Annotated in this window: 11 protein-coding genes and 2 tRNA genes; 7 read left to right on the top strand and 6 right to left on the bottom strand. The window is 67.4% G+C overall.

Annotated elements, in window-relative coordinates; translation table 11 throughout:
• Nucleotides 1–90: 90 nt before the first annotated feature.
• The 4 genes from gltJ (at nucleotide 91) to KY661_RS32655 (ending at nucleotide 5,055) form a co-directional block, all read left to right on the top strand.
• Complete coding sequence (gltJ, locus tag KY661_RS32640; RefSeq protein WP_225413927.1) at nucleotides 91–2,046, top strand: adventurous gliding motility protein GltJ; 1,956 nt, start codon at nucleotides 91–93, stop codon at nucleotides 2,044–2,046.
• A gap of 223 nt (nucleotides 2,047–2,269) precedes the next feature.
• Nucleotides 2,270–3,124, top strand: a complete 855-nt coding sequence (locus KY661_RS32645; protein WP_225413928.1) for a hypothetical protein — start codon at nucleotides 2,270–2,272, stop codon at nucleotides 3,122–3,124.
• A 206-nt stretch (nucleotides 3,125–3,330) separates the two neighbouring features.
• A complete protein-coding gene (locus tag KY661_RS32650) occupies nucleotides 3,331–3,846 on the top strand; it encodes a toxin-antitoxin system YwqK family antitoxin (protein ID WP_225413929.1) in 516 nt (171 codons plus the stop codon).
• A gap of 111 nt (nucleotides 3,847–3,957) precedes the next feature.
• Complete coding sequence (locus tag KY661_RS32655; RefSeq protein ID WP_225413930.1) at nucleotides 3,958–5,055, top strand: TIGR04552 family protein; 1,098 nt, start codon at nucleotides 3,958–3,960, stop codon at nucleotides 5,053–5,055.
• A 27-nt stretch (nucleotides 5,056–5,082) separates the two neighbouring features.
• Here KY661_RS32655 and ffh read toward each other — a convergent pair whose 3' ends face one another.
• Nucleotides 5,083–6,714 carry a signal recognition particle protein gene (ffh, locus tag KY661_RS32660; RefSeq protein ID WP_225413931.1) on the bottom strand — a complete coding sequence of 544 codons (1,632 nt, stop codon included), beginning with the start codon at nucleotides 6,712–6,714 and terminating at the stop codon, nucleotides 5,083–5,085.
• 97 nt (nucleotides 6,715–6,811) lie between these two features.
• Here ffh and KY661_RS32665 point away from each other — a divergent pair.
• Nucleotides 6,812–6,897 (top strand) — tRNA-Leu (locus tag KY661_RS32665).
• A gap of 184 nt (nucleotides 6,898–7,081) precedes the next feature.
• On the opposite strand, the gene KY661_RS32670 is transcribed toward KY661_RS32665, so the two are convergent.
• The 4 genes from KY661_RS32670 to KY661_RS32685 all read right to left on the bottom strand — a co-directional run bounded on the left by KY661_RS32670 (nucleotide 7,082) and on the right by KY661_RS32685 (nucleotide 11,931).
• Nucleotides 7,082–7,621: a DUF421 domain-containing protein gene (locus KY661_RS32670; RefSeq protein ID WP_225413932.1), complete on the bottom strand. Its 540-nt coding sequence runs from the start codon at nucleotides 7,619–7,621 to the stop codon at nucleotides 7,082–7,084.
• A gap of 134 nt (nucleotides 7,622–7,755) precedes the next feature.
• A complete protein-coding gene (locus KY661_RS32675; RefSeq protein WP_225413933.1) occupies nucleotides 7,756–9,051 on the bottom strand; it encodes a DUF2254 domain-containing protein in 1,296 nt (431 codons plus the stop codon).
• An 84-nt stretch (nucleotides 9,052–9,135) separates the two neighbouring features.
• Nucleotides 9,136–10,752, bottom strand: coding sequence for a DUF389 domain-containing protein (locus KY661_RS32680; protein WP_225413934.1), 1,617 nt, complete (start codon nucleotides 10,750–10,752; stop codon nucleotides 9,136–9,138).
• A 189-nt stretch (nucleotides 10,753–10,941) separates the two neighbouring features.
• Nucleotides 10,942–11,931, bottom strand: a complete 990-nt coding sequence (locus KY661_RS32685; protein ID WP_225413935.1) for a mechanosensitive ion channel family protein — start codon at nucleotides 11,929–11,931, stop codon at nucleotides 10,942–10,944.
• 176 nt (nucleotides 11,932–12,107) lie between these two features.
• Here KY661_RS32685 and KY661_RS32690 point away from each other — a divergent pair, with 176 nt between their 5' ends.
• Complete coding sequence (locus KY661_RS32690; protein WP_225413936.1) at nucleotides 12,108–13,064, top strand: hypothetical protein; 957 nt, start codon at nucleotides 12,108–12,110, stop codon at nucleotides 13,062–13,064.
• Nucleotides 13,065–13,095: 31 nt separating this feature from the next.
• On the opposite strand, the gene KY661_RS32695 is transcribed toward KY661_RS32690, so the two are convergent.
• Nucleotides 13,096–13,290, bottom strand: a complete 195-nt coding sequence (locus KY661_RS32695) for a DUF7218 family protein (RefSeq protein WP_225413937.1) — start codon at nucleotides 13,288–13,290, stop codon at nucleotides 13,096–13,098.
• A 381-nt stretch (nucleotides 13,291–13,671) separates the two neighbouring features.
• On the opposite strand from KY661_RS32695, the gene KY661_RS32700 reads away from it, so the two are divergent.
• Nucleotides 13,672–13,745, top strand: a tRNA-Arg gene (locus tag KY661_RS32700).
• The last annotated feature ends 421 nt before the right edge of the window (nucleotides 13,746–14,166 follow it).

Below are 14,166 nucleotides of genomic sequence, written 5' to 3' on the forward strand. Positions count from 1 at the left end.
GGGCAGGGGACGCATCCTTGACCCCTCCGGGAGCCACCTCTACGATTTTGGCGGAATTTCTTCCGCCATTTCTGAGACTTGCGGGGAACGATGCGTTTCGTCTGCGACAGCTGCCGCGCGCAGTACATGATTAGCGACGACAAGGTTGGCGCGAAGGGCGTCAAGGTTCGTTGCAAGAAGTGCGGCCATGTCATCCTGGTGCGTCCTGATGGCGCTACGGCGTCCCAGGCTGATGAGGCCCAGGAGACGCCTGCGGCGAGTGCCGCGAGCAATGGAGGGATGAACTCCACGGCCGCCGGATTGCCCGCCTCGTTGGGAACGCCGCCCGAGGGCGGTCTCTTCACGGACGTGGAAGAGGACGAGATCGGTGCCGTCTTCGACCAGGTGCTCAACTCGGGCTCGAACAAGATCCCCTCGGGGGATTCCGCGGGCGGAGAGGCCAAGGCCTCTGCGGCGGCGGTGCGCAAGCTGGCGGAGGCCGAGTCGGAGCCCGACGAGCCGCAGTCCTCCTCCGCGCCTTCGCACGAGTGGTTCGTTGCCATCGACGAGAAGCAGGTAGGCCCGCTCACCGTGGAAAAGGTGAAGGACTACTGGGACCGCGGCGAGGTGGGGCCGGACAGCCTGTGCTGGCGTCAGGGCTTCAGCGACTGGATTCCGCTCTCCGATGCGACGGAGCTGGCCCCTGCGCTCGCGCCGCGTCCTGCCAAGCCGGTCATCGTCGCGCCCGCGGCGATGGGCCAGTCGTCGTCCACACCCGCACCGGTGGAGTCCGCGTTCAGCGCGGGTGGCTCCTCGAAGGGCGCCCGGGCGGAGATTCCCCCGGCACCGGCGCTGGGCGCCGAGCCTCCCTCGTCGGGATGGAAGCCCTCCGCCGCGAGCGTGCTCGCCTCGCTGGTGAAGGAGGAGAACGACGCGCTATCCAAGCCGCCCAAGCCCGCGCCGGTGGCGGAGAAGCCCGCCGCGGCGGGGCTGCTGGATCTGCCTCCTCCCGAGGCCGCGCCGGCCGCACGGGCCGCCCCGATGATGGCGGCGGCCCCCGAGCATGCGCCCCAGCCCGCGCCGATGCCCTATGCGCCCCCGCCTGCGGCTCCGGCGTACGCGCAGCCAGCTCCGGCGTACCCGCAGCCTGCCTACGCGCCCGCGGGCTATCCTCAGCCGGGGTACGGAGGCTATCCGCCTCCGCCTGCTCCCGCGCAGCAGGGAGGCAGCAAGACGGGTCTGATCGCGGGAATCGCAGTGGCGGCCATCGCGGTCGTGGGCGTGGGACTCTTCTTCGCCCTCAAGCCTTCGGAGCAGCCCGTGACGCCTCCGCCCGTGGCGGCGGCCACGAAGCCCCCGGAGCCCACGACGCCTCCTCCCGCCGCCCAGACGCCTCCTGCGGTCGCGGCAGCGGCACCGGCTGCTCCCACGGCACCGGCCACGGCACCCTCGGCTCCGGCTGCGGCGGCGACCCCTCCCGCCGTGGCGGCGGTGACGCCTCCGCCCCCGGCAGCGGTCGAGCCCGCCGCGGCGAAGCCCGCGGAGCCTGCGCGGACCGAGCCCGCCGTGGCGCGCCAGGAGCCTGCCCGGACAGGCAGCAAGCCGCGTCCGAGCCAGAGCGAGCCCGTGGCGAGCGTCTCGCGCTCGAAGCCCGAGCCTGCTCCTTCGGATGACGACTTCGACGCGCTGTTCGGCTCGTCGAAGAAGACGGAGCCGAAGAAGGCGGCCGAGAGCACGCCTTCGACGTACATCCCTCCCGCGCCGGGAAGCGGCGGGAGCGTGCGTGAGCAACTGGCTCAGTCCGACGTGATGGAAGTGGTGCTCGCGAACCGGCCCGCCATCGTGAAGTGCGTGAACGAGCAGAAGAAGCGGGAGCCTGGCAGCAGCGGCAAGCTGGTGATGCGCTGGGTGATCCAGACGAGCGGCAGGACGACCGCGGTGGCGGTGCGGACCGAGGAGTTCCGCAAAACGTACCTGGCGACCTGTATCTCGGGGCTCATCAAGGGGTGGACGTTCCCGAAACACCGGAAGCAAGGGGATCCCATCGATTTCCCGTTCACCTTCTGAGCGGAATCTCACGTGGACAGTGTCACGGGCACGTCTATCGCTCGTGACATTGTCCGTTTTTGTATGCGTTGAATTTCCTCGAAGGCTTCGCGTCCCACGCGCGGTCGACAACCGTTGACACCTCTGGAGCGGCGGGACTAAAGCCACGCCCGCTTGCAAGGGATGGATGGGGCTTGTGAGGGCCGGTAAGCCCCGAGCGAAGCACCACGGGAGGAAGTCCAACATGCAGCTTCGGAAGACGATGTGGATGCTCACTGCGCTGAGCGCGATGAGCCTGATGATGACGGCTTGCGGTGGCGACGACGAGGGCTCGGGACCGACTACCTGCACCAGCGACGCGCAGTGCGGCGAGGACGAGATTTGCAACACGACCGCTGGGGCATGTGTTCAGACCTGTGATCAGGCCAGCGACTGTCCGGACAGCGCCAAGATCTGCGAGGCGCTGAGCACGACCAACACCCAGAAGGTTTGCAAGTGCACGGTCGGGACCAGCTTCTGCGCGGACGAGTACGGCGAGGGCTTCACCTGCTCGGCCCAGACCCGCGTCTGCACCGATGGTGGGGGCAACAATCCCGATCCTGAGCCGACCACTTGCACCGGGGATGCCCAGGCTCAGTGCTCCTATGGCAAGTTCTGCAGCTCCGGCACCTGCACGGCGGTTCCTGCGCCCACCTGCGCCAACTTTGATCCGGGCCAGGGTGGCAAGACGCCGGTGTGGAACGCCTCCACCTCCACGGGCCCGATCATCTACTCGGTGACCCGCGAGTCCTACAGCGGTGACTCGTTCTGCAGCGGGGCCACGACGGCCAAGGCGCGGGTGAAGGCGTACATTCCCTCGTCCTCCACGCTGACCTTCCCCGACCAGAAGAGCGCCCTGCCGGGCCTGTTCTACGTCACGGTCAATGGAAATCCTCAGGACGGCGACGCGCTGATTCGGCAGTCTGAGTACACCCGCTCGTCGGATGGGAAGAACGTGGACTTCGTCATGAACTTCTGCCCGGGCCAGAACTCCACCACGATCTCGATCGGCCTGTACTTCGACAACGGCAACGAGATCTGCGCGCAGATCAGCAAGTAGCGGCTCGTTCTTTCCGAGGTCTGGAAAGAATGCTGTCTCAAGCCCCATCCCTTCTCCGGGGTGGGGCTTTGTTGTTCCGGGCCGGTGAGCGGCCAGCCGCTCAGGTAAAGGGCGGAAAAGCCCTGTTTGAATTTGTGGCTCCCTGCATCGTTCCAATGGAGCAGTGATGCAGAGGATCTTCTGTGTCGCCTAGAAAGGAAGCTTCCATGTTCTTCAGCAAGCCTTCTCGTTCCCTGGTCATGGTCCTTGCCGTCGCCGCCGCTCCTGCCGCCTTCGCGGGGGACACCGTGCGGCTCAACTGCCCTGCGGGAACGGTGCGCAAGGAGCATAAAAAAGAGGCCGTCTACTGTGTGAAGGCGCAGGCGGCAGCCGGCGAGCCCAAGAACCACGGTCCCTATGTGGACCTCCACCCCAACGGGAAGAAGATGGCCGAGGGCCAGTACCAGGACGGCTTCCGTTCCGGGCTCTGGACCTTCTGGGACGCCAACGGTGCGAAGGCCGGGGAGATGAACTTCTCGGGCGGCAGCTACCACGGCACCCGCATCGAGTACCACGCCAACGGTCAGAAGAAGCTCGAGCAGCAGTGGAACCAGGGTAAGCGCGAGGGGCTCTCCGTGGCCTACTCCGAGGATGGGCAGAAGGTGGCCGAGTCGCACTTCCAGGCCGACCACGTGGTGAAGGAGCAGCGGTTCGAGAACGGTAAGCCGGTCGCCAGCAAGTAGCGGGGACCGCAGACCGGCACTCGATCAGAAGGGCCCTTTCCTGCACGGAAAGGGCCCTTTGGCTTTTGGGCACGTTGCCCTCCATCGTCCTGCTCGACTAGAAGCGCCTTTGTGAAGGTCGTCTCCCTTGTCCCCCAAATCCCTGATCTCCCGGTCCGCACCGTGGCGGAGATGGGGCTGCGGGAACTGGAGCGCCTCCGGCTGATTCTCCGGGGAGGCTCGGTCATCGACTGGCGGAGGATGCACTTCCAGTCCCGCGAGGAGGTCGACCACTTCCTCCGGCTGTGTCAGCTCGATACCTCACGGCCGTATGACGAGGCGTGGGCCCGGACCGTGCTGGCCGATGCGGTCGAGTACCTCCGGAAGACCTTCAACTACCGCGTCGCGGAGGTGGTCGCCGAACCGGAGGAGATCCATGATCTCTTCCTGTTCGCTTCCGGCATGAAGGGGCCGCCCAAGTACCGCCGGATTGCCTGCATCGTGCTGAAGGTCATGCACGTCATCCAGCACATCGAAGGGCGGGACTTGCTCTTCCAACTGGCGGTGTCCGAGGCAGAGCTGGCGAACCTGGTGATGTCCAAGGTGCTGGGAGTCGCCGAGGAAATCAAAGCCAAGGGGCTGCCCGTCGTGGAGTTTGCGCACTCCATCAAGACGCGCGACTCGCTGGTGACGAAGCTGATCGCCAAGAAGGAGACGGTGGCGGCACAGGTGTATGACCGCACCCGCTTCCGGATCATCACGAAGAGCCGGGAGGACATCCTTCCCATCCTGTATCTCCTGATACAGCGGCTGTTCCCCTTCAATTTCGTGGTCCCGGGCCAGACCGATAACTCGCTCATGCCGTTCAAGACGGTCCTGGCGGAGAACCCCCACTTCGAGCACTTCGCGGCGCAGCTCCATTTGGATAGGGATTACGAAGCTCGTGAAGACCCAGCAGCCAATCAATTCTCAGGCAATACCTACCGCGCCCTCAACTTCGTGGTGGATATGCCTTTGAGGATGGATGGCTTTCTGCCCGCGCCGGAAGAGGACGGCCGCCCGCGAAAGGGGCGCATCGTCTTCACCCTGGTGGAGTTTCAGATCGTCGATGAAGAGACCTCCCGCCTGAACGAGGAGGGAGACAACGCCCACAAGCTGTACAAGCGCCGCCAGAAGCGCCGGGTCCTCCGGCGCTTGGCCAGAGGCTTGGTGGTGCCCAAGCGGAAGTAGGGGACCCTGCGGTCCCCTGGGCTCTCCTTACTTCTTCTTCCGGTTCTTCTTCTTGTTGGTCTTCTCGCGCTTGCGGCGCTCCTTGATGGCGTCGCGGTCCTCGGCCTTGCCCGCCGAGGGAGGCGCGTAGCCCATCAAGCGGGCCTTGGCCATCGCGGCCTGGCCCATGGGGGGCGTGTAGCCCGGGGCGATCTGCGGCATCTGCAGGGGCATGCCGCCCATGCCGCTCATGGCCTGCTGCAGCATCTTGTCCTTCCCGAGCACGCCCGACAGGTCCATGTTCTTGAGCTGGGAGAGCTGGCCCAGCTGCTTGAAGCCGGGGATGCGGCCCAGCAGGCCCGGGTTCTGGCCAATCGAGCCCATCACCTGCTGCATCATCCCGAACTTCTGGAGCAGGTCGCGCACGTCCTCTGGCTTGCGCCCGCTGCCCTTGGCGATGCGGTTGATGCGGCTGGCGTTGATCAGATCCGGACGCAGGCGCTCCTTCTGCGTCATCGAGTCGTACATCGCCTCGATCTTCGTGAGCTCCGTCTCGTCCGGATTGAGCTGCTCGGTCAGCTCCCCGAACAGCGGGAACTTCTCCAGCAGGTCCTTCAGCGGGCCCATCTTCCGCACCATGCGGATCTGCTCGACGAAGTCCTTCATCGAGAAGTTGCCCGACAGGAGCTTGAGCGCGTCCTCCTCGGCCCGCTTCTCGTCGACGACCTTCTCGAAGTCCTTCATCAGGCCGACGATGTCGCCGAAGCCCAGGATGCGGCCCGCGAGCCCCTCGGGCCGGAACTCCTCGAGCTTGTCCATCGACTCGCCCATGCCGAGGAACTTGATGGGCTTGCCCGTCACCTCCTTGATGGACAGCGCCGCGCCACCGCGCGCATCACCGTCCAGCTTCGTGAGGATGAAGCCGTCGAGCGTCAGCCGCCGGTCGAACTCGGCCGCCGTGCGCACGGCGTCCTGGCCGATCATCGCGTCGCAGACGAGCAGGATGTTGTCTGGGTGGACGTTGCCCTTGATGGACTCCAGCTCGGTCATCAGCGTCTCATCGATGGCGAGCCGGCCCGCCGTGTCGATGAGCACCACGTCGCACTTCTGCTCCCGGGCCGCGGCGTACCCGCGCACGGCCAGCTCCGGCGGGGACACGTTGGGCTCGAAGTACACGGGAACCTTGAGCCGCTCGCCGAGCACCTTGAGTTGATCCACGGCGGCGGGGCGGTAGATGTCGGCGGCCACCAGCAGGGGCTTGCGGCCTTCCTGGAGCAGCCGGCTGGCCAGCTTGCCCGTGGTCGTCGTCTTACCGGAGCCCTGCAGGCCCACCATCATGATGCCGCTGAGCTGGCCTTTGGGCTTGAGCTTGAGGCTGGTGTCCACCGGGCCCATGAGGGACTCGAGCTCGTCGTGGCACACCTTGACGAAGTAGTCCGCGGGGCTGACCTTGCGCTTCTGGCCGCTCTTGTCGGTGATGGTCGTCTGGACCACGTCACCCACGGCCTTCTCGCGGACGCGGGAGACGAACTTCTTCACCACGTCAAAGGAGACGTCCGCCTCGAGGAGCGAGACGCGGATGTCGCGGAGGGACTCATCCACCAGCTCCGGGGTGAGCTCGCTCTTGCCCGCGAGGCGGTTCTTGGCTGAACGGAATCCCTTGGTGACGGTCTCTAGCATGGCGGGCGCTTTATACCAGGGGCGGGGCAGAATCGACCGTTGCGCGCATTGCGGCCGTCCGGCAGTTGAGAGAAGGTCCCGACACCCGCAGATTCGGGCACGAGTGGCGGAACAGGTAGACGCAGCGGACTTAAAATCCGTTGGTCCGCAAGGACCGTCCGGGTTCGATCCCCGGCTCGTGCACTCTTAACTGCGGGATTTCATTGGAAAATCCGTTCCAGCCCGTCCCCTGCTCCCCGGGTGAGTCCCCTGCTCGCCGGAGCCGTGCTTCACCTGGGGGCTTCTCAGCGCATCCCGCCCGCCTGCCTTAGGTGGCAGCCAGACAGGCCTGGGCCATGGCCCTGCGGCTGTGCTCCAGGCGAGCCGCTCAGGAGTGGAGCGCGCTTGTGTCAGCCGCACCCCCGGGCTTCTTCACCTGGGAGAGGGTCTCGGTGGGGCCCTCGGGCTGGTGGAGGACGGTGAGCGAGCCGTCCGTTTCGAGCACGACGGCCTCCACCTCCTCGAGCTGTGCCACGCCCTGCTTGCGCAGCGCGGTTATCACCTCCTCCTCCACGACGCGTGCCTGGCGCATGGCGGTGGGAAGGAAGCGTCCCCGGTGGAAGAGCATCACGGGCTCGGACTTCACCATGCGGTTGAACCAGGGCAGGCGCACCGAGGTCCAGGTGACGAGGAACTGCAGCCCGATGAGGAGGGCGAGCGCCAGCAACCCCTCGGCCAAGGACACGTCCTTGGACAGCAGCACCGTGGCCAGGGTCGAGCCCAGCGCCACGGTCACCACGAAGTCGAACGCATTGAGTTTGGAGAGGGTCCGGTTGCCGGAGATGCGCAACATGAACACCAGCGCCACATAGGCGCATACGCCCACCAGGGCGACCCGGCCCAGCTCACGCCAACTGTCGAAGAACATGCTCACCCTCCTGGGGCAGGAGCCACGGGTCCCTCACAAGATGGTGGCCAGGCGTGTTCGCCGCCGCCTTGGTAGGGGGCGCCCAGAAGGAGCTCTACCAGGCGTGCGAGCCTCCGTGGCCTCGGCAGGCACGGTCAGCCGGGGCCGTGCCCCTGGGGGCTGGCACGGACAGCCATCGCGGCTTCCTGGGGGGAGGCGAAGGCGCGCTCGGCGCTGGCCTCCAGCAGCATGAGCTGCCGCTCCAATTCGTCCCGCCGGAAGGCGGGGGCCACCCTCAGCAGATCCTCCAGGAGAAAGCGCAGGCGGCGGGTGACCTGGATGGAGCCTTTGCCGTACTGGCGCACTTCATCCAAGGCGAGCCGCACGTAGGCGTTCCAGCCGGGGCGGGGGCAGATCAGCCGCAGCGCTCCGGTCTCGTCCTTGCGAGCGGTGGAGGGGAAGCGCTGGCGGACCATGCGCCGCAGCAGATCATGGAGCTGATCGATGGCCTGGACCGCCGTGGTGGGATCGTTGATTCCGGGCGAGAGGGCGCGCTCGGCGATGTCCACGAGTTGGCGGAAGCCAAAGGCGGTGTCCTGCTGGAGTGTGCGCTCCGGGCCGAAAGTGAGCGCCTCGAACAATCTCTTCACGTTGAGCGCCGTGGCGTCACCCCAGACCTCGAAGAGCACACCTTGCGGAGGGATGAAATCCCCCACCATGGGCACCAGGGCCAGGGTGACGCGGGCTTCCCGGGTACAGGACAGAAGCTGCTCCTCGTCCACGGCGACCAGCACTCCGGAGGTGTTAGCGGCGGGAATCAGAAGGGAGGGGATTCCCTCGGGTTTCTCCGGGAGTGCCTCCTCCGCGTCCTCACCGAGGCCCTCCGGGTACACCTGTTCGAGCGTGCTCCGCGTCTCCTGCCCGATGCGGGTGAGGATGACCACGGCGCGGATGGATTGGGACACGTGGTGGATGTAGTAGATGAATGCGCCCACGCTGAGCACGGAGAGGACGACGGCCAGCCAGACGGACAGCGAGGGGACGTGCCGCTCAATCCCCTCGGACGTCCCCCGGACGATGCGCAGCCCGAGCAGTGCGTAGACGAACGTTCCCACGAAGATGCCCAGGGCGAGCTGGCTGGGATGGTCCCGGAGGAAGGTGCGGAGCGCGCGCGGCGAGAACTGATTGCTGGCCAGCTGGAGGACGAGAATGGTGACGGAGAACACGAGGCCCGCGAGCGTCAGCATCGAGGACACCACCGCGGAGAGCACCGAACGTGCGCCCTCGGGCCCGCCACGGAAGAGGTACCAGGCGGGCTCATCATGTGACAGGCGCGCGTCCAGGAACTGGGAGGCGTAGGAGAGCCCAATGGCCGCCGCGACGCACAGCGCGGGGATCAGCCAGTAGTTGGATTCAAAACGTCTGAAGAGGCGTTGGAGCCGTAGCTTCATGAGCGGACCTCGGGTAGGCCTGCACACTGCACCTGTCCCGGGAAGTCCGGCAGAGGAGGCTGCCTTGGGTGTGCAGTGACAAACCTAGGGAGGCGCGGCGGCGGCCGCCGCAGGGCCACTGGCTGGGGCGGGAGGGCATGGCCCGAGAGAGAAGCGCACCCGCCACTCCGTGCCGGGGCTCAGCGTGACGCGCGGGTGCCCGGCCAGCAGGGCCCGGACGGCGCTCGCGAACGCGTCCTCCCCCATGCGTCGCTGGCCTGCCACCGGGGGCGGGTGCTCCGCGCAGACCGAGACCTCCGTGATGCCCGTGGAGGCTTGCAGTGCTGGGGCGAGCCCGGCGATGAAGCGCAGATCTCCCTCTGCCCGTGTGAGTTCAGAGGTGGGGAGCGCGACGCTCGAGAGGGAGACAGGCCGCCCCAACTCCGCCGCGAGTGAGCGCTCGAGCGCCTCTCGTCCGGGCGCATCCAGGCTCTGGCCCGGGTGGACCACCTGGACGCCAAGCGTGTCACCGGTCAAGCGCAGGCCGATGGCAAGCGGGGGGCCCGCGGAGCGCGCAGGCCAGGTGCGCTCCAGGGCCGCCCGCACGAAGGTGCGCGCCGTATCGAGCGCTTCCGCCGGCGAGGGGGGGGCAGGGGGCGGCAGCGGTGGTGGCTTGTAGAGGATGGACTCGATGCCGGCGAGGGCCGAAGCATCCGCGACGGCGAGGACATCCACCCGCGGCGTCACGCCGGAGACCTGCCGGATCTGCCCATCGAGCCGGCTCCGTGCGGCGTCGGCGTCCGCGTTCTTCCCAAGCAGGATGACGAGCACCTCGACATCCCGCCGTCCGACGCGCACACGGCTCTCCACCACACGCTGCGGCAGTCCCTCCACGGCCGCCTGTACGGAGTTCCGGACGCGGATCTGCCACGCCACCTCATCCAGCGCCCGGCGCAGGGGCACATAGACCATTGCCAGCAGCACGAACGGCATGAGCACCCGCAGCCAGTGCCCCCAGCGGGTCTCGAAGAGCTGCTCGAGGCGCCGGGAGATGGCCCAGATGATGCGGCCCTGGCTCCCTTCGCTCCGGAGGAACTCCTCCTGCTCCAACTGGACGGCGCCGATGCGGTTGAACCCCACGGCGAGGAACGCCACCGTGGCGACCAGGACGATGGCGACCATGTTGGCGAGGAAGAGCAGCGCGGCGCCCCCCGCGACGGGCCAAACGCCCGTTCCCAGGCCGTAGCCGCTCGCGCAGAGCGGCGGGACGAGCGAGATGCCAATCGACGTTCCCGCGGCCGTGGTCGCCGTGTCCGAGCCAGGACGGAGCGCGGAGTAGACGCCCGCCAGGGCGCAGAACCCCGCGGTCAGCAGGTCGAGCGCCGTGGGCGAGGTGCGCGCGAGCAGCTCGGCATTCAGCTCACGGAAGGGCAGCAGCAAGGTCAGCAGCGCCGAGCCGCAGGTGGCGAAGGCGATGCTCAGCGCGACGCGGAGCCCCGAGCGGAGCACGAGGTAGGGGGAGCCTGTCGCGAGCCCCATCCCCAAGTGCACGATGGGCCCCATGAGCGGAGCGACGAGCATGGCCCCGATGACCACCGCCGTGCTGCCAAGCACCAGCCCCAGCGTCGCTATCCCCACCGCCACGATGAGCTGAAACCAGTAGGAGGTCGCCTCGCGCGCATCCCGGCGCAGCATGGACGCGACCAGCGGCTCACGGGCCATGGGGCCGCACCCCAGCAGGGTTCCGAGGCGGTCCTGAAGCCGGGAGAGAGAGTTCTCGTGCGCAGCGTCGCCGGGGAGGGGAAGGGGGTTGGACATGAAACGGAAAATCTATATGTTTTGACCTCAAACTAAAAGGGGCTGCATGGCAGGGCGGCTGGGGCGCCGGGGACACGCCCGGGAAGCGGCCCGTCAGTGGCCAGCGGGCCTGGCGTCCTCTGGGGCGGTGCTGGGCTCGGAGGTTCGCGGCCCGAGGCGGGGCGGGCGCACCAACTCCACGGTGCTGGAGGCCAGCTCAAGGCCTTCCTCGCGGAAGCGCTCCAGGATGTGCCGGGAAATGCGATCCTTTACCTCTCGCACACCATAGGTGTTCACGAGGAAGCGCACGCTCAGCTCCACCCAGTTGTCCGTCAGCCGCAGGTAGGCTCGCGGCTCCAGTTCGCCCGCGTGGATGAGATAGCGCTCACGCATGTTGGCCAGCTCCCGGTGGCCCTCCTCGATGATGCCGGCGGTGGCCTCGCGCACGGCGGCCAGCACGATGGCCTCGGCTTGACGCAAGTCCGTGTCGTAGCGCAGCGGCAGCCGCAGCTCCTCCCAGAGGAAGTTGAAGTTGCGTGTGTAGTTGTACGTCGGCTGCTTGAAGACTTCCGCGTTGGTGATGGTGACGACGCGCCCGGTGTACTGCCGGGCGGACACCCAGTGGTGCGGGTCGGGGCGCAGCAGCGGAGGCACGCCCATTTCCATCACCGTTGTCTTGAGCAGGCCGATGTCCAGCACGTCCCCGCGCACGTCTCCCAGCTGGATGCGGTCGCCCAGGTCGAACGTCTTGCCAAAGACGATGACGAAGTAGCCCGCCACGGACAGCACCGCGTTCTGGGAGGCGAAGGCCAGCCCGCCGGCCAGCAACCCTAGGAAGGTGGCCAGGCGGCTGGGGTTGTCGAACCAGATGGACAGCAGCAGCAGCGTTCCAAGCCCGCCGAAGGCGAGCCGGATGTACTTGCGCACCCAGATGGAGCGGCGCGACACGCCGGTGCCCAACCCCGCCACCACCCCCAGCAGGGCCCGCACCCCCAGCACCACGGCGAGCACGGCCAGCGACAACACGACCTTGAGCAACGTCTCGGGGTTGAGGCCGAGGATTCGGACTCCGAAGAACTCCATGCCAGGAAGGTGGGCTGGCACCGGATGCGCCACAAGGGAGGTGCCAGGATGCGCCACCTGGTGCCCCTCAAGTGAGCAAGTGGGCGGCCCTGGCTTCGCCTGCCCCACGTGATTGCTGCCGCGAGCCTGGGGCCGTACCCTTCGAGGGGAGCCCTTCATCAGCGGCAGGGGCGCTCACGGGAAGAAGGGAGGGAGTGATGGGGAAGGAGCGTCGCGCGGGCCCGGTCGAGGTGCTTCGCAATCTGGCCCTGTCTCTGGAGCGCATGGCCGCGCGCGAGGCGGCGAGCGGCATGGTGCGTGGCGCTGCCGAGGGCATGCGTGAGGAACTGCCGGAACTCGACGGGCAACTGCGAACGCTTCTCCAGGATGCACTCACGGTGCTTGGGCGCATGGCTCACGAAGCAGCCGAGCGCGAGCGTGTGGAGCCAGGGGCCGCCGCTCATTCCCTAGCGGCGGCGGCCATGCAGGGGGTGGTGGAGGTGCTGGAGCAGGAGTGGCAGGACGGTGGGCTGCCCTTCCATGCCTTGGTTGAGCGCGTCAATCGCCTGCTGGACGAAGTCATCGCGTTCGCCCGCTCTCGCACCGACGAGATTCGCACGCCGGGAGACCGGGCCCAGGCCATGGCCGAGGGCGTGGTGAGGGCGGCCGTGCGCGAACTGCGCGAGGCCATGCCGGGCCTCGTGGAGGACGTGAGGACGCTGGCCCCGGGTGGGGGGGAGATTGCCTCGCGGGTAGGCCGGGGGCTGGTGGAAGGGATCGAGTCGAAGCTCCGGGAGGACTCGGAGGTGCTGGAGGGCTTGCTGGAGCGCGCCGGCCGGGGGCTGGTGCGGGGACTGGCCGGGGGAATTCGCGAGGAACTGGCCTCCCACCCGCTGGCCTCGGGCAAGGCGCTGGGGAAGTCCCTGGAGGAACTCGCTGAGCGTTCCGCCGCAGCGATTGTCCGGGGAGTCGGGGGGGAGCTGAAGGCGCAGGTGCGGCCCTGGCGGGATGCCCTGAGGCGGAACGGGGCGCTGCGGAGGGCAGGCCGGGAACTCACAGGCGGCATGGTGGAAGCGCTGGGGACGGGGCTGCGCCGTCCCCTGCTGGCCGCCGCCGGCGCGGGCAGTGCGCTCGTGGCCTTCACCCTGCTCTCGGTGCGCTGGCGCCGCGCCTGAGGTGGGCCACACCGGAAGAATGGCTCCGCGCCTACTTCTTGCTGCTGGAGCGGCTGCGGGTCCCGCCCTTCTTGCCACCCTTGCGGCTGGCGGACTTGCCCGCGTTGGCAATCTTCGCGGCGCGGACCTTGGGCATGCCCTTGCGCTTGAGGGCCTTGTACTTGCGCGGGTTCTTCGTCGCGGCGCCTCCCTTGCGGGCACTGCTGCTCTTCTTCTTCGCGGCCATGGTGGTTCCCTCTCTGGACTTCCCTTGCAGGTAGGGAGGGTTCCTCAAAGGCGAAAGCCCCTGAAGCCAAGAAGGGTCCAGGCGTGTCCGCAGGTGAACGCGTTCCGGGAGTGTCCTGCCACTTCTGCACGTCCTGCCAGGAAGGCTCCGCGTTTCGTGAGCGCAGGGTGACTCAATGTTCGGTCAGGCGGCGGACGGCCATGACCCTGAAGATGGCCCCGTCTGCAGTCCAAGCGGCAGAGCGGTCCTTCGGGACATGGCCACGAGGGCGAGGGCGTATGCGTGCGCCAGGACGTTCAGAAGGTGACAGAAAAAAGACCTTGAAGCGTGCTTGCGTCGGCCGGGGATCTCGGCTACTTGTCCCCTCGTCGTCGGCCTCCTGCGCGATTAGCTCAGCTGGATAGAGCGTTGGCCTCCGGAGCCAAAGGCCACAGGTTCGAATCCTGTATCGCGCGCTGTGGAAGGGCTCGGAATCGCTGGGGAAACCTGGCTGATTCCGGGCCCTTTCCTTTTTTCGCGTGGAGCTTGCAGCAAGGGTGCAGCAAGCGCGAACGGGGCTGGCTCGGCGTGGGATACCTGCTCCCCAGGGCTCGGTAGGGCGAGGCCCGCTTGGGTGGCTTGCTGGCTCTGGAACCGGACGTACGGCCCGAGGTTGAGGCTGTTCACCTCCTCGCGGGGATAGTCCGGAGTCAGGTGGCCGTACACCTCGACGGTGACGCGTGGAGCCCGGTGCCGCAGGAACTTCTGGACACCGGCCAGTGGTGCACCTGCCCGGGAAGGAGGGCGGCAGTCTAAGCCCCACCCCTTTCAAGGTGATGGAGGAGGAAGGCAGCAGGAGGGGTTGGCGAGAGGGGAAGCGGTGGCTTGAGAGGACAG

It is taken from the genome of Allostigmatella hybrida (assembly GCF_020103775.1).
GTDB classification, from domain to species: Bacteria; Myxococcota; Myxococcia; order Myxococcales; family Myxococcaceae; genus Hyalangium; species Hyalangium aurantiaca.

What these genes read in the sequence shown, in the direction of transcription:
- KY661_RS32680 (WP_225413934.1), bottom strand. Translation starts at nt 10,752, where the DNA reads ATGGCCCGTGAGCCGCTGGTCGCGTCCATGCTGCGCCGGGATGCGCGC.
- ffh (WP_225413931.1), bottom strand. Translation starts at nt 6,714, where the DNA reads ATGCTAGAGACCGTCACCAAGGGATTCCGTTCAGCCAAGAACCGCCTC.
- KY661_RS32670 (WP_225413932.1), bottom strand. Translation starts at nt 7,621, where the DNA reads ATGTTCTTCGACAGTTGGCGTGAGCTGGGCCGGGTCGCCCTGGTGGGC.
- KY661_RS32650 (WP_225413929.1), top strand. Translation starts at nt 3,331, where the DNA reads ATGTTCTTCAGCAAGCCTTCTCGTTCCCTGGTCATGGTCCTTGCCGTC.
- gltJ (WP_225413927.1), top strand. Translation starts at nt 91, where the DNA reads ATGCGTTTCGTCTGCGACAGCTGCCGCGCGCAGTACATGATTAGCGAC.
- KY661_RS32645 (WP_225413928.1), top strand. Translation starts at nt 2,270, where the DNA reads ATGCAGCTTCGGAAGACGATGTGGATGCTCACTGCGCTGAGCGCGATG.
- KY661_RS32675 (WP_225413933.1), bottom strand. Translation starts at nt 9,051, where the DNA reads ATGAAGCTACGGCTCCAACGCCTCTTCAGACGTTTTGAATCCAACTAC.
- KY661_RS32690 (WP_225413936.1), top strand. Translation starts at nt 12,108, where the DNA reads ATGGGGAAGGAGCGTCGCGCGGGCCCGGTCGAGGTGCTTCGCAATCTG.
- KY661_RS32695 (WP_225413937.1), bottom strand. Translation starts at nt 13,290, where the DNA reads ATGGCCGCGAAGAAGAAGAGCAGCAGTGCCCGCAAGGGAGGCGCCGCG.